An 18,855-nucleotide genomic window follows, 5' to 3' on the forward strand; every position below is an offset into this window, starting at 1 on the left:
ATTATCGGTTTTAAAACGGTAAGATTCCATATTAAATTCTAACATTGATTTCTTTCCCTTCAGTACCTTTGCTATTCTAGGCATTGCTGATGAATCATAAGAATATTTTTAAGATTAAAACGGAGGACGAATTTTTATCGACTGCACTCTCTGTATTTCACCATCAATATGCTAATAATTCCGTTTACAGAGCGTTTTGCCAACATTTAAACGTATCGCCTAAAAAGGTTGCTACCTTACATCAAATTCCTTTTCTACCCATTCAATTTTTTAAGGAAAAACAAATACTAAGCACGACTGAGTCCCCACAAATAACCTTTACGAGTAGCGGCACCACTGGCACCTCAACTAGCAAACATTTCGTTACCGATATCAATCTTTATACCCAGAGTTATCATTGTGCCTTTCAGCAATTTTATGGACCTCCGGAGGACTATTGTATTCTAGCGCTGCTGCCCTCCTATTTAGAGAGAGAAGGCTCATCGTTGATATATATGGTGAATAATCTTATTGAAAAATCCAATCATCCCAAAAGCGGCTTTTTCCTCAATGATTTTGAAAATCTCAAGGATACTTTAGAAGGGTTAAAGGTTGCTAAGACAAAAACGCTTTTAATAGGGGTCTCCTTTGCCCTTCTAGATTTCTCCGAACAGTATCATCTAGAACTTAAAGAAACCATTATCATGGAGACTGGCGGCATGAAAGGACGTCGAAAAGAAATGATAAGACCGGAACTTCATGAAAAGCTAAAACTTGGGTTTGGGGTAGACCAAATTCATTCGGAATACGGTATGACCGAATTACTCTCACAGGCCTACTCTACGGGCAACGGAATTTTTGCATGTCCGCCATGGATGAAAGTACTCTCCAGGGATACCGAAGACGCCCTGACCATTAACGGATTTAAGAAAACAGGGGGACTAAATATTATAGATTTGGCCAATATAAATTCTTGCTCCTTTATCGCCACTCAAGATTTAGGAAAAACCTATGCTGATGGTACTTTTGAAATTCTTGGCCGTTTTGACCATTCCGATATAAGGGGATGTAATTTAATGGCGCTTTAGTCTTTTACAAGCACATAGTCCAAGCCTGGTCCATCACAAGCCTGCCATGTGTTAGAGAGAGCAAGTGAGGAGCGGAATACAAGCACCTCGGTTCTATCGCCATTGCAGCTTCCTATTAAGTTTTCACCACTAGCATAGGTAAGCTCTAGATAGTCTGCCTCATCATTACCATACTCCATTAAAACGAATGTTCCCGTAGCTTCAAAAACAGCACCCGCTGTATCTCTTCTCTTAAGGAAAGAGCCGTCTGGATTAAACACGTAAAATTCTTGCCATTCCATATTTTCTCCCGTCGTTTCAGAGTTTTCAAAACTTCCGGACATCCGTACCAATTGCCATTTTTGTGCCGTATAAAGCACATCTATCTCACCAGTTTCCAAGTCCTCGGAATTGGAACACGTGAAAAGGAAGGTACTTAAGAGAATACTTAGTAGGCTATTTCTCATAAAAAAGACTATTGCAATTTAAACTAAGATGCAGAATGGCAAGATTAGTTGCGTTGTCTATGAATAATACCTCTAAAGTCCTAAAATTTTTGCATCTACGAAAAACGTAGAATTCACTTCTAGTTCATGATCTGTGCTAAGTAGTTCGTCCGTAACGGTGTTCAGACGAAGGCTAAACTTGTCGGACTTAATATAATCCTTAAGGTCTATATCCGAGGTATCTAGGTTTAACCTTGTTCCGGTGTTATCTGAAACTTCCGCCAGTGACGCAATTTGAATTTCATCTAGACCGTCTGCAGAAATAAAAACCGATATTGACTCCAAAAAACTAAAATCAGCCCCATCCGGAGAAATAATGACCAACTCCAATTGTGTTAATTTTATTTCCTCTATGAGGTCTTTTCTTGTATCGTTAATCTCAAATTCTGATTCCGAATTCGTCTCCGTTTCTGGAGTAAAAACATCAAAAGGCAAGTCTACACCTGTAGAAGAAGGAATGGTAGCCCTTTGGTTGTATTCTATATCAAATTTAGTGAGCTCGTCTAATTTATCACAACTACAAAATGTTATGACTATAAATAAAGTGAAAAGTGTATGGCGCAACATATAAACAGTTTTATAGTACCCTAACGCCAGAAAGCCCTGATTATTGAATATAAAAGGGTTTAATCAGCACTCGTTCATCTTCTAAAAGAATACGTGACCTCATCATCGGAGAGATTAGGGTTGTCCTCGAAAACCAATTGGAGCGACGAAGTGCCTTTAACGGTAAATGTGTAGGCCTCGTCGTCGGAAAACTGTAACCGGCTTTCTTCACCACTGTAAGCGTACGTTCCTGATTCTTTAAAATAGGTATCGCGACCAGAATTCTCAACAGTTACTTTATTGGCATCGGTATCAAAAATTAGTCTTGTGGTGGAGAAATCGGTGCCCTCCTCAAAAAAGCAGAAACAAGATATGTTAGTCAATACCCATTCCCCTGCTAGAGCATCGTCTTCCGGGTCGCCAACCTCATCATTAGAGCATGAAAACGAAATACACAGTATACCTATTAAAACCAACCATTTCTTCATCATATACAATTTAAGTTATTATCACGAGGCTACTACGAGCACAAAGTAGCTTTTTTTACCACGTTGAAGCAACACATATTTACCGTCAATTAAATCGTTCTTCTTGATTAAAAAATCCTCTTTGACCTTTTCCTTGTTCACCGATATTGAATTTTGTTTGAGCTCTCTCCGCGCTTCGCCATTAGAGGCCAAAAAACCTGTCTTAGCGGCGAGCGCAGCAATCATATCCATACCATCTTCCAAATCGGCCGCAGAAACCTCTGCTTGTGGAACACCTTCAAAAACGTCTAAAAACGTTTTCTCGTTCAGCCCCTTTAAGTCTTCCGATGTAGATTTTCCAAAAAGAATGGCACTTGCTTTTAAGGCATTGTCCAAATCTTCTTGGGAATGGACCATCACCGTAATTTCCTCGGCCAGTTTCTTTTGAAGCAATCTTAAATGGGGCGCTTCCTGATGCTTTGAGATGAGTTCTTCAATATCGGTTTTAGAAATAAAGGTGAAAATCTTTATATACTTTTCAGCATCTGCATCAGAAGTATTTAACCAATATTGATAGAACTTATAGGGCGATGTACGGTCTGCGTCTAGCCACACATTACCACTCTCGGTCTTACCAAACTTGGTTCCGTCCGCTTTTGTAATTAAGGGGCATGTTAACGCATAGCCTTTTCCGCCACCTATTCTTCTAATGAGCTCTGTTCCCGTAGTAATATTTCCCCATTGATCACTACCTCCCATTTGTAGGGTGCAGTTGTGTTCTTTGTAAAGATGTAAAAAATCATATCCTTGGACCAGTTGATAGGTAAACTCCGTAAAGGACATTCCCTCTTTAGCCTCCGCGGATAGCCTCTTTTTTACAGAGTCTTTGGACATCATATAATTTACCGTAATATGCTTACCAACATCCCGGATAAAATCTAGAAAGGAGAAATCTTTCATCCAATCGTAGTTGTTCACCAAAACTGCGGCGTTGGCCGCATCACTCTCAAAATCCAGAAAACGAGATAACTGCTCCTTTAAGGCCTCTTGATTATGTCTGAGGGTCTCCTCGTCCAAAAGATTTCGCTCGGCCGACTTCCCAGAAGGGTCACCAATCATGCCCGTAGCTCCCCCGATTAATGCATAGGGTTTATGACCCGCCAATTGAAAGTGTCGCAACATCATAACACCCACCAAATGACCTATATGTAAAGAATCTGCAGTGGGGTCAATACCAACATAGGCAGACTGCATGCCCTCCATAAGATAGTTCTCCGTTCCGGGCATCGCATCATGCAACATTCCCCTCCATTCCAATTCCTTGACAAAATTTGAAGCCATTCTTTTTCAATATATATGAATTACAAATATAAAAGGAAAAATCCTGTCGCTCTTACTGAACACTTCAAGAATTTATCCAGTAGTAATGCATAACTTTGGCTTATGATTCTCGTTACCGGCGGTACTGGATTGGTGGGTGCACATCTACTTTATAGATTAACGTCATCAAATAAAAACGTTAGGGCCATATATAGGTCAGATGCTACATTGGAACGGGTTAAAAAGACCTTCTCCTATTACACTGATAATCCAGAACTTCTCTTTGATAAAATTGAATGGGTAAAAGCAGATATTTTAGACCTACCGTCCATGGAACTGGCATTTAAAGAAATAGATCAGGTCTACCATGCCGCCGCCCTAATTTCATTTGACCCGAGAGACTATAAATTATTGCGCAAAGTTAATGTCGAAGGCACCGCTAATGTTGTAAATCTTTGTATTGCATATCGCATAAAAAAACTCTGCTATGTGAGTACCATAGGGGCAATAGGAAGAAGCACATCTGGTCTTGTATCCAACGAAGAAAACGAATGGACGGAACAACATACCAATGTCTATGCCCTGAGCAAATATGATGCGGAGTTGGAGGTCTGGCGCGGTTCTCAAGAAAATTTACCGGTAGTTATTGTAAACCCTGGCGTAATTCTAGGTCCCGGCCATTGGCAAAGTGGTAGCGGGAAGTTATTCTCCACCGCATTTAAAGGGTACTCCTATTTTCCACCCGGTGGTACAGGTTTCGTGACAGTTTGTGATGTAGTAAAATCGATGTTAGAACTAATGGATTCTTCAATTGTTAATGAACGTTTTATACTTGTAGGGGAAAATCTTAGTTATCAAAAAATCCTAATCCATTTAGCCAAAGAATTCGGGCGACCAAAGCCAACAAAACAATTGCAGGTTTGGCAACTACAAATAGGAAGATATGTTGACTGGTTAAAGGCCCTAATTACGGGAAGTGAAAGAAAAATTACCAAAAATACCATCTACTCCCTACTACACAAAGAAACCTACAGTAACGAAAAAATTAAGCGAACATTAGATTTCGAATTTGATTCCCTTAACGATACGATTGAATTGAGTTGTCAAAAATATATTGAGGAACAGTCTTAGTATGCGTAGGTAGTTGAACATTTTTTTGCTGTAGTAAATGACCTCGGGTAAAGCTCTAGAGCCATTTGAAGCAGAGCCAACATTTATTTGGACGCAAGCTTCGCAACATCATAAATCTTGATTATCCAGTAAATCCTTTTCTTCCCGTTGCAGGAGTTTTAGACTATCGTTGCGCTCTTTTAATTCCTTTAACCGTTCTTTCTCCTCTTCCAGTAAACTTTCTACCTCTTTATAAATACCTTCATATTCCAATGGTATGGATGCGTAGTATCTATCGCTATCTACGAACCTAGTGCTATCAACATTATATTTGTCAAAGACATAGGTGGTAGGATCTATACCATTTTCTTTCAATTTTCCGATATTGGTACTTTTAGCGGCATTTACGATTGCCATGTCCTTTAATATAAGTACCATCTGATCCCTAGCGATTAAATTCTCTGGTTGCTCTATTAATTTCTCGCCGCAGGAAACAAGAAAGACAATACTTGCGAATAACATTACCCGTTTCATCATGATCTATTAAATGTTAGTCTCTTCGCATTACGTTCTTCTGAAAAAACACCTTTTTCATAGGCCAAATGACCATTGACCAAAGTGTGGGTAACCTTAGATTTAAATGAAGTTCCTTCAAAAGGAGACCATCCGCATTTGTAAGCTATATTTTCTTTGGTCACTTTCCACGATTCTTGTAAGTCTACTACGGCGAGGTCGGCGAAATAACCCTCTTTAATGTAACCCCTTTTATCAATTTGAAATAATATGGCAGGATTATGACACATCTTCTGAACAATCGTCTCCAAGCTGATCTTACCTTCTAAATGCTTTTCTAGCATAGCGGGTAATGCGTGTTGTACTAAAGGACCGCCGCTAGGAGCTTTGGTGTATACATTATCTTTTTCTTCCATGGTATGCGGAGCATGGTCCGTAGCAACTACATCGATCCTATCGTCCAAAAGTGCCTCCCAAAGCATATCCCTATCTTGAGCAGTTTTCACGGCGGGATTCCACTTTATCAATGTTCCTTTGTTTTCATAATCGCTATCGGAAAACCAAAGGTGATGAATACAAACCTCTGCCGTAATCTTTTTATCACGCAGGGGAATATCATTTCTGAACAATGCCGTCTCTTTTCCCGTAGACAAGTGAAACACATGGAGTCGTGCCCCTGTTTTCTCCGCAAGGGCAATAGCTCTAGAAGATGATAAATAACAGGCCTCTTCGCTCCTAATCAAAGGATGATATTTTACAGGTATATCCTCTCCATATTCTGCCTTGTATCGCTCTAAATTTTGTCGCACAGTAGTTTCATCCTCACAATGCACGGAAATGACCATATCCGTATTTCTAAAAATACTTTCAATGACTTTTTCATTATCTACAAGCATATTTCCCGTAGACGAACCTAAAAATAATTTTATTCCTGAGCAGGAATTTTTATCCAACCGCTTCAACTCTTCCAGATTGTCGTTCGTGCCGCCGAACAAAAAAGAATAATTGGCAAAGGAACTTTTAGACGCTGTAGCAAACTTAGCTTCTAAAGCATCAATACTTGTAGATTGCGGATTGGTATTGGGTTGTTCCATAAAAGTAGTAATACCGCCAGCCACGGCCGCTCTACTTTCTGTGGCTATATTTCCTTTATGGGTTAATCCCGGTTCGCGGAAATGCACCTGGTCATCGATTACACCAGGCAGAATATGTTTACCTTTTACATTTATAACTTTTGCAGAAGTATCGGAAATGTCCCTTGCAATTTTTAAAATTATATCCCCATCAACCAGAACATCTAGCTCCTGAATTGCACCTTCATTGACAACTTTTCCATTTTTCAAAAGTATTCTTCCCATACTTAAAATCTATTTTTCTGAAACAAACTCCTTAATTTCATTGACAAGACTCCCCAAATGGCCTCACTGATTATGGAAGAACTCATTTTGGATTTCCCCAATACACGGTCCTTAAATATAATGGAAACCTCCTCTATCTTGTAGTTTTTTAGATATGCCCTAAATTTCATTTCTATCTGAAATGCGTAACCAACAAAACGCACGGAGTCCAAATTAATATGCTCTAATACATGTCTCTTGTAACAAACAAAACCCGCTGTTGGATCATGTACCCGCATCCCCGTAATCATCTTCACATAAAAGGATGCACCGTAGGATAACAACACGCGATATAATGGCCAGTTTACGACATTTACTCCCTTTTTATATCTAGACCCTACCGCAACATCAGCACCGTTTTCACAGGCTTTCAACAAGCGAAGTAAATCCGTAGGATTATGTGAAAAATCAGCATCCATTTCAAAAATATAGTCGTACCGCTTCGCTATTGCCCACTTAAAACCATGTATGTAGGCCGTTCCCAAACCAGCTTTCTCCGTTCTTGTCTCTAAAAACAAGCGGCCCTTAAATTCCTCCTGTAAACCTATTACACATGCTCCGGTCTTATCTGGAGAATTATCATCTACCACCAAAACATGAAACTGTTTCGGTAATTGAAACACCGCTCTAATGATAGCCTCAATGTTTTCAATTTCGTTGTATGTCGGAATTATTACAATACTGTTAGACATAAAAAAATAACGTATATCAACAAAAGTACTACTTTAATGGTGGTGGTAAAATGCCTTCGCCGGCTTTATGATATTTTTAAAAAAATGAATTCGTAATTTTGCACCTTCAACAACCATCAATGTTTAAGAAAATACCCAAACCATTTTATTATTTTCTTTCAGTTTTTCTGTTACTCAACCTAGTTCAATCCTATTTTACGGAACTCATCTTTGATGAATCTTATTACTGGTATTATAGTCAGAACATGGCTTGGGGGTACTTTGACCATCCTCCTATGGTAGCACTCCTCATTAAAATAAGTAGTCTTTTTTTTGATGGAGAACTGGGCGTACGTTTTATGAGCTGCCTTCTTTCCGCCGCAAACCTAATCGTTCTTTGGTTGCTAATAGACCACCCTAAGAAGAAAGACTACGTTGTTCATTTCTTTGTACTAACGTTCTCCATGACGCTGCTTAACGCGTACGGATTTTTCACTCTACCAGATACGCCGTTGCTATTCTTTACATCATGCTTTTTACTGATCTATAAAAAGTTTATTGAAAAGCCTTCCTTAGGGCTGTCCGTCCTATTAAGCATTGTCATGGCCTGTTTAATGTACAGTAAATACCATGCCGTATTGGTCATCTTATTTGTGTTATTATCCAACCTTAAGCTTCTAAAAAACAGATTTGCCTGGTATGCCGTAATCGTGGCCTTACTATGCTACATGCCTCATTTCTATTGGCTATATGAAAATAACTTAGTTTCCATTAAATACCACCTCTATGAACGCCCTAATGGCGCCTATAGTTTTGAGAAATATACATTGGGTTATTTTGTAAATCTTGTTGCTATTTTTGGGTTGACTTTCCCCTTTATCTATTATGCTTTAGTCAAGACCAAAGCAAGTTCCCTGTTTAACAAAGCGCTGTTATTTTTAACGTACGGAGTTCTTATTTTCTTTTTCATTTCCAGTTTTAACAGGAGAATACAAACACAATGGATAATTATTATTTGTATTCCAATGGTTATTATAGCGTTTAATTATATGCTAGTCAACAGAACTTCAATGCGATGGATCTATAGACTGGGTTTGGCCAATTTGGTCGTTATTCTATATTTGCGAGTGGGCCTAGTACACCAACCCTTACTCTTTAATGTTTTCTATGAAAGTCACGGCAATAAAGATTGGGTAAAACAAATTAAAGATGAAGTTGGAGATATGCCCGTGGTTTTCGAAAATTCCTATCGTAGGGCACCTATGTACGCCTTTTATTCTGGCGGAAACACTTCCTTTTCCTTGAATAACGTACAGTACCGCAAAAATCAATATTCCATAGAAGATACGGAAGAAGAGGTCAGGAATAGAGAGGTGCTTTACGTTTCAAAATATATTACCGACGGAACTTTTGACTACACCAAAACTGATGGTAGTGTGTTTCACGCCAAATACATTGAAAATTTCAATTCCTATCGCAAATTAGAATGTATCGTAGAGGCGAATGAAGAAAAAGTAAGTGTCGGGCAAGAGATATCGCTAAAAGTCTATAATCCCTATGAATTTGACATCAAGCTTAACACCTTAAAATTTGCAGCGGCCTACCTGGACAATTATAAAAAAACGCAACATGTAATTCCTATTTTGGTTTCTCCAATGGATGCCACTACGACCGTCTTAATTTCAAAGGACACTACAAATTTCACTACAATACTTCCCAAAACTAAAAAAGATAGTCTTGGCTATGTGAGAATCGTAATATCAGAGAACGGCCTATACTTTGGTCTTAACGGCAAACCCATACCTTTGCAGTAATGGAACCTATACTTAGAGCGGCAAATTCTGAAGATTGGATTACCATAATTCTTTTTGGTAGCCTTCTCTTTGTGTTGGCCGCTAAAACTATGTTCTATTCCCGTTTTCTAAATTTTATGATTTTACCTTTCAATAACAAGTACATTTTTATGTACAATAAAAAGGAAAAGCTATACAACTGGTTCCATATATTGTTCACCATTTTTCAGGTTATCAATACGTCACTGTTTTTATTCTTGGCATGGAAAAGCTATGAAAAGCCAGAATCAAATAACTATCCCTTTATTTTTCCAATCATTTTATTGGTGTTTTTTCTCTTTTTGACGGTAAAGGTATTGTTGCAACTTACCAATGGTTTCATATTCGGTTCTCAAAAGACTTTTTCGGAAATTATTTTTAAAAAGCTCTCGTATTTAAATTATTCGGGATTAATCCTATTTATTGCCAATATCGTTTTAAGCTTCGTTTATGTAGATTCCAAAACAGTTGTGGTATTGGCCTTAATTTTATTCTTAGGAGTTAACATAATAGGTTGGGTTACAGTTTTAAAGAATCACCAAAAATTGATAACTGCCTACTTTTTCTATTTTATTTTGTACCTTTGCGCACTCGAAATTGCACCCTTAGTAATTATGGGAAGCTTCCTTAAATAGTGCACTATATGAAAGTAAAGACAATTTTGGTCTCTCAGCCCGAGCCGAAAATGGAAAATTCTCCCTATTCCAAACTTATCGACAAGGAAAAAGTAAAGGTGGATTTTAGACCATTCATTCACGTAGAAGGTGTTGATGCCAAGAACGTAAGGCAGCAAAAAATTGACCTTAAGGACTACAGCGCCATTATACTTACCAGCAGAAATGCGGTGGATCATTTTTTTAGAATAGCTGAAGAGATGCGCTTTAAGGTTCCGGATAGTATGAAGTATTTTTGCCAGTCTGAAGCTGTTGCCTATTACCTTCAGAAATATGTGGTGTACAGAAAACGTAAGATTTATGTTGGAAAACGTTTATTCTCTGAACTGGTTCCTTTGATTAAAAAATATAAGGACGAAAAGTTCTTTTTGCCATCCTCGGATGTTCTAAAACCTGCAGTTCCGGAAACATTGGACACCTTAGGAATCTCATGGCAACGTGGTATTTTCTATAAAACGGTAATTAGTGACCTCTCTGATTTAAGGGATGTTTATTATGATGTATTGGTATTCTTTAGTCCATCTGGAATAGAATCCCTTCTTCACAATTTTCCGGATTTTGAACAAAACGACACAAGAATAGCCGTATTCGGAAACTCCACGGTAGACGCAGCCACAGATGCTGGACTCAGAATAGATATAAAAGCACCGACGCCAGAAACACCTTCCATGACCATGGCCTTGCAAAAATATATCACGAGTGTAAATAAGTAAGATAGAAGTAATCATAAAAAAAGCCCGGTCAAATAAATGACCGGGCTTTTTTTATGATTAAAAGGCATATCGCTGCGGACCTCCTCTTCTTATTTCCTCGCTTGCATAGGACTCGAACTTTTTAAAATTCTCCCTAAATGCGTTTGATAGTTTAAAGGCTGTAGTGTAATATTTTTCGTCATTATTCCAAGTAGCCCTGGGACTCAACACACTCGTTGGTACCCCTGGACATTCCCTTGGTTGTGCCACTCCAAAAACGGAATGGATGTGATAGTTGTCATAGGAATACAAGCCTAATTGTCCGCTCAAGGCCGCACTTATCATAGCTCTGGTGTATTTTAACTTCATTCGTGTTCCCACCCCGTAAGGTCCGCCTGTCCAACCCGTATTAACGAGCCAAACATCAACACCGGATTCTTTCATTTTCTTGCTAAGCATCTCTGCATATTTGGTAGGATGTAAAGGCATAAAAGGCGCTCCAAAACAGGCCGAAAAGGAAGGTACCGGCTCAACAACGCCAGCTTCAGTGCCTGCAACTTTGGCGGTATACCCAGATATAAAGTGATAAGCCGCTTGGCTAGGTGTTAGTTTAGATATTGGAGGTAGTACACCAAAGGCATCGGCCGTCAAGAAAAATATATTCTTAACATTCTCACCAATGGAAGGCTCCTGGATATTATCGATATGATGTATGGGATAACTTACCCTTGTGTTTTGCGTTATGGACGTATCCGCGAAATCTACGTTACCGTTATTGTCCAAGACCACATTTTCCAATATTGCCCCTGGTTTTATGGCCCCATAAATTTCAGGCTCCTGCTCCTTTGAAAGGTTGATTACCTTGGCATAACAACCACCTTCAAAATTAAAAACGGTATTGGCATTTGTCCAACCATGTTCATCATCTCCTATTAGTTTTCTGTTGGGGTCAGTAGATAAGGTAGTTTTACCGGTTCCTGACAAACCAAAGAATATAGCAGTATCTCCATCAACACCAACATTAGAGGAGCAATGCATAGGTAGCGTATTCTTATAAACGGGCAATATAAAGTTCAAAGCGGAAAAAATGCCTTTTTTAATTTCTCCCGTGTATCCCGTACCACCTATTAAGGCAATTTTTTTTGTGAAGTTTAAAATGGCAAAGTTATGCTGACGCGTTCCGTCTTCATCAGCATCGGCCATAAATCCAGGTGCATTGATGACCGTCCATTCCGGATCAAAGTCATGTAGTTCTTCTTCCGTAGGCCTAAGAAACATGTTATAGGCAAACATATTTGACCAGGGATACTCGTTGATCACCCTGATATTTAATCGATATTCGGGGTCTGCACAGGCATAACTATCCCGAACAAATAACTCTTTTTCGTTAAGGTAACCAATAACCTTATCATATAGCTTATCAAACTTATCGATATCAAAAGGAATGTTGACCGATCCCCACCAAATTTTATCTTCTGTAATTTTATCCTTTACGATAAAGCGATCCATAGGAGACCTACCTGTAAATTCTCCGGTGTTAACGGCTAAGGTGCCATTAGCGGTTTCAGTCCCCATATCCTTATCCACAGTTATCTTCTGAAGATCTATGGGATCTAATTGATAATGCACATTACGATGCGTAATTCCATAATCATTCAACGAAAACGTTTTCGTATTTTGGTCTATTGCACTCATAAAAATAAAATTTAGTTTGTGCAAAGCTATATAATTAATATACCAAGCGCCTTAATTTTAGGTTTTATTAGCCAATATACACGTTGAATTGTTATATCCTTACCTTATGGATATATCTCTTAAAATTTTAGACGAATTATCAGGAAATCCCTTATTTTATTTTAATGAAATCGAAAATTCTTTAGCATTTTACTAATACACAATTTACGATTATGATAAAAATAACTATTCTTTTTTAATAGTTTAATATATAATAAGCCTAAATCTGCTATTTTTTTAAGCTATTCGAAAATTCTTCAATAACAAAGTCCCACAATACCGGGAGGGCGAAATAAACAAATAAGGTGAGTATAAGAATGGATATAATATTCATAAAAAGACCTTTTTTGACCATATCGGGGATGCGCAAATACCCCGATCCGAATACCACGGCATTGGGTGGTGTTGCTACAGGTAACATAAAGGCACAGGATGCTGCCACGGCAGCTCCCACCATTAATGCAAAGGGGTGTACATTTATCGTTAGTGCCATGGGCGCAAGCACGGGTAGCAACATAGCCGTTGTAGCCAAATTTGAGGTAATCTCGGTTAAAAAATTAACCGCGGCAATCAATACCAATATCAAGACTATAATGGATAGCCCGGACAAGGATGTCATTTGACTTCCTATCCACACGGCCAGACCGCTCACCTCAAAACCCTTGGCCAAGGCCATTCCGCCACCGAACAGTAAAATAATCCCCCAAGGCATTTGTACCGCTTCTTCCCAATTGATCAATTGTTCTTTTCTATTTCTGGCAGGTATTAGGAACAGCACTATGGCAAAACAGATTGCAATTATGGTATCGTCCAATCCTGGTAAAAACTGTTGCAAAAGAAAGGACCGTGCAATCCAACAAAAAGCGGTGAACGCAAAAATAAAACCAACTGATTTTTCCTCATAGCTAATTTTTCCCAGAAGCTGTAATTGTCTTTTAATCTCTTCTTTACCGCCAGGGAACTCCGTTTGTTCAAAAGAAAATGCATATCGGGTAAGGTATTTCCAACAGATAAAGAGGAGTATGATAGAAATTGGAAGCCCAAATGTAAACCACTGCATAAAGGTAATTTCATAACCGTACGTATCCAAAACAACACCGGCCAGGACCAAATTAGGTGGCGTACCAATCAAGGTAGCGACCCCACCAATAGAAGCGCTGTAAGCTATACCAAGCATCAAGGCTTTTCCGAATATGAGGTTCTCATCTTCTATGGTATCCGGATTGTCCCTTAACTGTTTAATTATTGCAATTCCTATGGGCAACATCATAACCGCGGTGGCGGTATTGGAAATCCACATGGACAGAAATGCCGTTGCCATCATAAAACCCAGTATAATTTTACGAATGTCCGAGCCAATAAAGTTTATAATGTTCAGCGCAATACGTTTATGAAGGTTCCATTTCTCGATGGCTATGGCGATAATAAATCCTCCCATATAAAGGAAGACATACTTATGGCCAAAAGAGCCAGAAGTGGTCGGTAAATCTAGACCTCCCGATAACGGAAACAATACTAAAGGTAATAAAGCGGTGACCGCAATTGGTATGGCTTCGGTAATCCACCAAATGGCAATCCAAATCGTAGTAGCCAATACGGCGTTTGCCTCTTTTGATAAACCTTCTGGATGAAAAAATGATAGTATCAGAAAAAATGAAATAGGCCCTAAAACTAGGCCCAGCAGTCTTGTTCTATTCATTTTGGAGCGTATTGGACTTCATTTTCAAGAAATTATAGGCCAAGATTCCCCAGGCCATTATCTGAAGTGTTCCTCCTATCGGAGTTAAAAAACCAATCTTCTTAAAATCAAAATCAACCAATTCGTTTATGGCTAAAAGAAATAACGAGAAAGAGAACAATATAATACCAGAAACAATTAAATAGAAAACTATACGCTTTATATTAGGAGCCAAACCGGGTAAAAGACCCAAAATAAAAAGTAAAAACACATGGTACATTTGGTAGCGCACCCCGGTTTCAAATGTTTCAATGGCATCAGCAGTTATGAGCTTTTCCAAACCGTGGGCCCCAAAAGCCCCAAGGATAATAGTCAACATTCCTAGAAGACAGGCTGTTCCAAAAATTGTTTTGTTCATAACTTAACAGATGTGTTTTTTTATAAATGTAACAATTTGATATCTTAGTTCATCGTTATTAAAACAAAAGTAAGCAATACTCATGTCGAGAAAAATTTTGGTTGTAGGTGCAGGAAAGTCCACCTCTTATTTATTGGATTACTTTCTAGAAAAATCAGAAGAAGAGCAGTTGCATCTTACTATAGGTGATTTAAATCCAAAGGCCATCCCGGAACATATCAGTTCCCATAATAATTGTTCGGCCATTACATTAGATGTTTTCAATGACGAGAACAGGGCCAGGGCCATACAAGAAGCGGATATCATTGTATCTATGCTCCCCGCGAGATTTCATATAAAGGTGGCTAAAGATTGTGTACACTTCAAAAAACATTTGGTGACCGCATCCTATGTAAGTGAAGAAATAAAAGCTTTGGATGAAAAGGTCAAAGAACATGGCCTCGTTTTCATGAACGAAGTAGGTCTGGACCCTGGCATAGATCATATGAGTGCCATGCAGGTCATTGACCGCATACGCATGGAAGGCGGCAAAATAGTGCTGTTCGAATCATTTACCGGTGGTCTGGTAGCTCCTGAGAGCGACAATAACTTATGGAATTATAAATTTACCTGGAACCCTAGAAACGTTGTCTTAGCCGGACAAGGTGGAACGGCACAGTTTATTCAAGAAGGTACCTATAAATATATTCCGTACCACAAACTCTTTAGACGTACCGAGTTTTTTAAAATTGAAGGATACGGAACCTTTGAAGGGTATGCCAACAGGGATTCCTTAAATTATAGGGATGCCTACGGCCTGCAAGATGCCCTGACCATCTATAGGGGAACTATGAGACGTGTAGGGTTTTCAAAAGCTTGGAACATGTTCGTACAACTTGGAATGACAGATGATAGTTATACCGTAAAGGACTCCGAACATATGAGTTACCGAGAATTCGTAAATCTTTTTCTACCCTATTCCCCGACGGATTCCGTGGAACTGAAACTACGTCATTATTTAAAAATCGACCAGGATGATATTATGTGGGGAAAGCTACTGGAGCTTAACTTATTCGATGCCAATAAAAAGATAGCCCTTAAAAACGCCACCCCCGCTCAGATGCTCCAGAAAATTCTGGAAGACAGCTGGACGCTAGAACAAGACGACAAAGATATAATCGTCATGTACCATAAATTTGGCTACGAGCTAGGAAGTAAAAAGAAACAAATTGATGCGAATATGGCGGTAATCGGTAAAAACCAGACCCATACGGCCATGGCAAAAACAGTGGGTTTGCCCGTCGCCATTGCAACATTGCTCATTCTCAATAAAAAAATTAGTACTCCCGGAGTTCAGATTCCGATAACCAAAGAGGTGTACGACCCCATATTGAAAGAGCTGGAACATTATGGCATTCGATTTAAGGAGTTTGATGTTCCCTATGTAGGCTACAATCCTGATGTCGTGGACCAGTAATAGGCAATCAGTTTCTTAAGGCAATCTATCATTTTCGTATTTAATTTCTACATTTGAGCTTAATTTGAAAGCAGAAGTATGAAGTTGAATAACACTAATGTTAAGATTGACGGAATAGACAAAAAAATCCTAAGGTTTCTAATGAGCGACGCCCGTAAACCCGTTTTGGAAATCGCCCGAAGTATCGGAATTTCCGGAGCAGCTATTCATCAACGTCTTCGCAAATTGGAAGCTTCTGGACTGTTGGCGGGTTCTAAATTTATCATCAATCCTAAAATTATTGGATATACTACTATGGCCTACATCGGTATTTATCTGGATAAAGCCATGAGCAATCCCGTTGCCGTAAAACAATTAGAAAAAATACCCGAAGTATTGGAATGCCACTACACCACTGGCAATTGGTCCATCCTCATTAAAATACTTTGTAAGGATAACGAACACCTAATGCATGTATTGAACAAAGAGATACAGCAAATAGAAGGTGTATCCAGAACGGAAACTTTTATCTCTTTAGCCCAGCAGATTGATAGGCAGATCACTATTTGACGACTTATGGGGTAATGTTGAACAACTCAATCCTGTTTTGGAGTTTATGTATTTGGTGTGTACTTGCCCCCGAAGCTATCATATCTCAAGGTCTTGCAGATAATTCTGGCCCTAGTCACCAAATAGAATTTAGACATGATAATGATTTTTTATTTTTAACGGACAGGTATTATTCCTCAGGACTTTTTATTACCTATCGCACCCTTTTGAATAAGGGATTTTTAAAAAAAGGTGAAGAACAACTGTCATTTAGCCTAAGTCAAGAAGTATATACTCCCTCTCAAACCCAAGCTACAAATCCAGAAGTTTTGATATACCCTACGCAGGGTTTTCGGGCCTGACCGCTTCATGGTCTGTAGCAAAAGAAAACGAACTAATATCAGCAAGTGTATTACTGGGTGAAGCAGGGCCTAATTCTGGGGCAGGTGGTTTTCAAAGATGGTTTCATAATGCCCTTTCAATTTCGGGCTCTCCCCTATGGATTGAAGAAATTGCAAATAGTTTCCACATTAATCTCTATTTCAACTACGTTAAGGAATGGCAAATAACTCCTGCCCCATTTGGAGTCCGTTTTGCTTTGAAACCAAATATAGCATTAGGATCAAGGGATATTTATGCAGAGCCCGAAGCTATTTTTTACTTTGGTAGGCGTAGCAAAGTACAGCATACAATTGCATATGACCGTTTGGGAAGTTTAGAGCGTGAAATCTATTTTGCGCTTCGTTTTTCATACCGGCAGGTTTTTCATAACGGCCTTATCGAGGGAAATCTTTTCGGAAATAATTCTATTCGAACAAAGAATCCTGAAAATTCAATTTACAAACTTGGTCTTGATTTTTACCATCGCTCTAAAAAGAACGATTACAAGTTAGGTCTTCGTTACAATTCCAGACAAACAGCACCCGTAAGAAGTCATAGATATTTAATGTTGGCGTATGGCTTTCAATTCTAGCTAGCCTTCACTTGACCTAATTCAAATTCAAACATAACGGGGTTGTTTTGCATTTTAACTCCGCCGGCATTGGTGTAGGTCTTTTGAGCCGGTTTATTATCAATTTCGGTTAAAACCCATGCAGTATCGCATCCCAAATTTTGTCCATGTTCTTTCAAAAAAAGAATTAATTTCGTTCCTATCCCTTGTTTTTGATATTTGTCCAACACACCTGCTTCGTCAATAAATAGACTGGACTTTTTATCTGGATGCGTATAATGTACTCCAGATGCCATGCCTATCACTTTATCATTCAACAGGGCAATGGCCATGTGGTGCCGAGCGTCCTTCAAAAATTCATTTGCACTTTCCAACCTTACAGGATAATCGAACAACTCATCACCAACATCTATCAATCTGGACAAATCCGAAATATCCGCTAAGCGTATACTCATATTTTCTTCCATTCTATTTTTATTTAAAACGGGCTAACTAAGTACTTCCAGAAGATTTGAGTTCTTATGTGGTCGCTTAATCTCTTCCACCAAAAACCTGTAGACCCCAATAGACCAAAGTAGCCAGGGATCCAATAGCCGCAACTAAATAAGTTCTAGCGGCCCATTTCAAAGCGTCCTCAGATCCTTTATATTCCGCTTGCGTAACAATATTCTTATTCTTTAACCAAGCCAGCGCCCTATTACTAGCATCATATTCTACGGGGAGTGTGATAAAGCTGAACAAGGTAGCGAAACTCATCATCACCAATCCGGCGACCGCCACCCAATATCCAAGTTCAACGCCAGCGGCCGCTCCAAGTGCCAAACCACCAAAAACTACCCAGGTAGACATACTTGATGTTACGCTTACTATAGGAACCAACTTGGAACGCATTCCCAGCCACTCATAGGCCGTAGCGTGCTGTACGGCATGACCTACTTCGTGCGCAGCTACCGCAGCGGCAGATGCATTTCTTTGGTTATAAACACCCTCGCTCAAGTTTACCGTTTTATTCTTTGGATTGTAATGGTCCGTTAACATCCCAGGCGTAGAAACTACCTTTACATCTCTAATACCGTGATCATCCAACATCTTCTGAGCAATTTCTGCTCCACTCATCCCATTTTGTAAATGAACCTTTGAATAGTGCTTGAACTTGCTTTTTAAGCGACTGCTCACCAACCAGCTCACCAAAGCGATTGCACCTATCAAAATATAATATCCCATCATAACTTTTCAATTTTAAAACTTATTAAATATACTAAAGATTCCGGCTTCTAAACGAAATCTAATCATGGAAAAGCAAAAACCCCGCCAA

At 39.0% G+C, this 18,855-nt stretch carries 21 protein-coding genes; 9 read left to right on the top strand and 12 right to left on the bottom strand.

Annotation, left to right across the window (positions count from 1 at the left end):
- Positions 1 to 89: 89 nt before the first annotated feature.
- Positions 90 to 1,067: a LuxE/PaaK family acyltransferase gene (locus BFP77_RS01765; RefSeq protein ID WP_099572362.1), complete on the top strand. Its 978-nt coding sequence runs from the start codon at positions 90 to 92 to the stop codon at positions 1,065 to 1,067.
- On the opposite strand, the gene BFP77_RS01770 is transcribed toward BFP77_RS01765, so the two are convergent.
- The 4 genes from BFP77_RS01770 to tyrS form a co-directional block, all read right to left on the bottom strand.
- Positions 1,064 to 1,513 carry a hypothetical protein gene (locus BFP77_RS01770; protein ID WP_099572363.1) on the bottom strand — a complete coding sequence of 150 codons (450 nt, stop codon included), beginning with the start codon at positions 1,511 to 1,513 and terminating at the stop codon, positions 1,064 to 1,066. The genes BFP77_RS01765 and BFP77_RS01770 overlap by 4 nt on opposite strands.
- Before the next feature lie 72 nt (positions 1,514 to 1,585).
- Positions 1,586 to 2,119 carry a hypothetical protein gene (locus BFP77_RS01775; protein ID WP_099572364.1) on the bottom strand — a complete coding sequence of 178 codons (534 nt, stop codon included), beginning with the start codon at positions 2,117 to 2,119 and terminating at the stop codon, positions 1,586 to 1,588.
- 74 nt (positions 2,120 to 2,193) lie between these two features.
- A complete protein-coding gene (locus BFP77_RS01780) occupies positions 2,194 to 2,589 on the bottom strand; it encodes a hypothetical protein (RefSeq protein WP_143751817.1) in 396 nt (131 codons plus the stop codon).
- Between the two features lie 18 nt (positions 2,590 to 2,607).
- Complete coding sequence (tyrS, locus tag BFP77_RS01785; RefSeq protein ID WP_099572366.1) at positions 2,608 to 3,906, bottom strand: tyrosine--tRNA ligase; 1,299 nt, start codon at positions 3,904 to 3,906, stop codon at positions 2,608 to 2,610.
- A gap of 102 nt (positions 3,907 to 4,008) precedes the next feature.
- Between tyrS and BFP77_RS01790 the strand changes: the two genes are divergently transcribed.
- Complete coding sequence (locus BFP77_RS01790; RefSeq protein ID WP_099572367.1) at positions 4,009 to 5,016, top strand: SDR family oxidoreductase; 1,008 nt, start codon at positions 4,009 to 4,011, stop codon at positions 5,014 to 5,016.
- A 108-nt stretch (positions 5,017 to 5,124) separates the two neighbouring features.
- Here BFP77_RS01790 and BFP77_RS01795 read toward each other — a convergent pair whose 3' ends face one another.
- From BFP77_RS01795 to BFP77_RS01805, 3 genes are read right to left on the bottom strand one after another with little or no spacing between them, the layout of a single operon-like run.
- On the bottom strand, positions 5,125 to 5,532 hold the full coding sequence (locus tag BFP77_RS01795; RefSeq protein WP_099572368.1) for a DUF4296 domain-containing protein: 408 nt from the start codon (positions 5,530 to 5,532) through the stop codon (positions 5,125 to 5,127).
- Complete coding sequence (locus BFP77_RS01800; protein ID WP_099572369.1) at positions 5,529 to 6,866, bottom strand: dihydroorotase; 1,338 nt, start codon at positions 6,864 to 6,866, stop codon at positions 5,529 to 5,531. The genes BFP77_RS01795 and BFP77_RS01800 overlap by 4 nt, the downstream gene beginning before the upstream one ends.
- Before the next feature lie 2 nt (positions 6,867 to 6,868).
- Positions 6,869 to 7,597 carry a polyprenol monophosphomannose synthase gene (locus BFP77_RS01805; RefSeq protein WP_099572370.1) on the bottom strand — a complete coding sequence of 243 codons (729 nt, stop codon included), beginning with the start codon at positions 7,595 to 7,597 and terminating at the stop codon, positions 6,869 to 6,871.
- Positions 7,598 to 7,716: 119 nt separating this feature from the next.
- On the opposite strand from BFP77_RS01805, the gene BFP77_RS01810 reads away from it, so the two are divergent.
- From BFP77_RS01810 to BFP77_RS01820, 3 genes are read left to right on the top strand one after another with little or no spacing between them, the layout of a single operon-like run.
- On the top strand, positions 7,717 to 9,390 hold the full coding sequence (locus tag BFP77_RS01810; protein ID WP_099572371.1) for an ArnT family glycosyltransferase: 1,674 nt from the start codon (positions 7,717 to 7,719) through the stop codon (positions 9,388 to 9,390).
- Positions 9,390 to 10,043: a DUF4271 domain-containing protein gene (locus BFP77_RS01815; protein WP_099572372.1), complete on the top strand. Its 654-nt coding sequence runs from the start codon at positions 9,390 to 9,392 to the stop codon at positions 10,041 to 10,043. The genes BFP77_RS01810 and BFP77_RS01815 overlap by 1 nt, the downstream gene beginning before the upstream one ends.
- Positions 10,044 to 10,051: 8 nt before the next feature.
- The gene (locus BFP77_RS01820) at positions 10,052 to 10,795 is read left to right on the top strand and encodes a uroporphyrinogen-III synthase (RefSeq protein ID WP_099572373.1); all 744 of its coding nucleotides are present in this window, start codon (positions 10,052 to 10,054) and stop codon (positions 10,793 to 10,795) included.
- Positions 10,796 to 10,852: 57 nt separating this feature from the next.
- Here BFP77_RS01820 and pckA read toward each other — a convergent pair whose 3' ends face one another.
- The 3 genes from pckA to BFP77_RS01835 all read right to left on the bottom strand — a co-directional run bounded on the left by pckA (position 10,853) and on the right by BFP77_RS01835 (position 14,604).
- Positions 10,853 to 12,469 carry a phosphoenolpyruvate carboxykinase (ATP) gene (gene pckA, locus BFP77_RS01825; RefSeq protein WP_099572374.1) on the bottom strand — a complete coding sequence of 539 codons (1,617 nt, stop codon included), beginning with the start codon at positions 12,467 to 12,469 and terminating at the stop codon, positions 10,853 to 10,855.
- Between the two features lie 268 nt (positions 12,470 to 12,737).
- Complete coding sequence (locus tag BFP77_RS01830) at positions 12,738 to 14,207, bottom strand: SLC13 family permease (protein ID WP_099572375.1); 1,470 nt, start codon at positions 14,205 to 14,207, stop codon at positions 12,738 to 12,740.
- Positions 14,200 to 14,604 carry a DUF423 domain-containing protein gene (locus BFP77_RS01835; RefSeq protein WP_099572376.1) on the bottom strand — a complete coding sequence of 135 codons (405 nt, stop codon included), beginning with the start codon at positions 14,602 to 14,604 and terminating at the stop codon, positions 14,200 to 14,202. Before BFP77_RS01835 ends, BFP77_RS01830 begins: the two co-directional genes overlap by 8 nt.
- Before the next feature lie 82 nt (positions 14,605 to 14,686).
- Between BFP77_RS01835 and BFP77_RS01840 the strand changes: the two genes are divergently transcribed.
- The 4 genes from BFP77_RS01840 (at position 14,687) to BFP77_RS01855 (ending at position 17,561) form a co-directional block, all read left to right on the top strand.
- A complete protein-coding gene (locus BFP77_RS01840) occupies positions 14,687 to 16,060 on the top strand; it encodes a saccharopine dehydrogenase family protein (RefSeq protein WP_099572377.1) in 1,374 nt (457 codons plus the stop codon).
- Positions 16,061 to 16,138: 78 nt separating this feature from the next.
- A complete protein-coding gene (locus BFP77_RS01845; RefSeq protein WP_099572378.1) occupies positions 16,139 to 16,609 on the top strand; it encodes an Lrp/AsnC ligand binding domain-containing protein in 471 nt (156 codons plus the stop codon).
- Between the two features lie 14 nt (positions 16,610 to 16,623).
- Complete coding sequence (locus BFP77_RS17475) at positions 16,624 to 16,950, top strand: lipid A-modifier LpxR family protein (protein WP_099572379.1); 327 nt, start codon at positions 16,624 to 16,626, stop codon at positions 16,948 to 16,950.
- Positions 16,947 to 17,561: a lipid A-modifier LpxR family protein gene (locus tag BFP77_RS01855; RefSeq protein WP_373604812.1), complete on the top strand. Its 615-nt coding sequence runs from the start codon at positions 16,947 to 16,949 to the stop codon at positions 17,559 to 17,561. The genes BFP77_RS17475 and BFP77_RS01855 overlap by 4 nt, the downstream gene beginning before the upstream one ends.
- Here the strand turns inward: BFP77_RS01855 and BFP77_RS01860 are convergent.
- Complete coding sequence (locus BFP77_RS01860; RefSeq protein WP_099572381.1) at positions 17,558 to 18,007, bottom strand: GNAT family N-acetyltransferase; 450 nt, start codon at positions 18,005 to 18,007, stop codon at positions 17,558 to 17,560. The two genes, BFP77_RS01855 and BFP77_RS01860, sit on opposite strands and share 4 nt — an antisense overlap.
- Positions 18,008 to 18,071: 64 nt before the next feature.
- Positions 18,072 to 18,767 carry a zinc metallopeptidase gene (locus tag BFP77_RS01865; protein ID WP_099572382.1) on the bottom strand — a complete coding sequence of 232 codons (696 nt, stop codon included), beginning with the start codon at positions 18,765 to 18,767 and terminating at the stop codon, positions 18,072 to 18,074.
- Between the last annotated feature and the right edge of the window lie 88 nt (positions 18,768 to 18,855).

This window comes from Maribacter sp. 4U21 (assembly GCF_002742365.1).
Lineage (GTDB): Bacteria > Bacteroidota > Bacteroidia > Flavobacteriales > Flavobacteriaceae > Maribacter.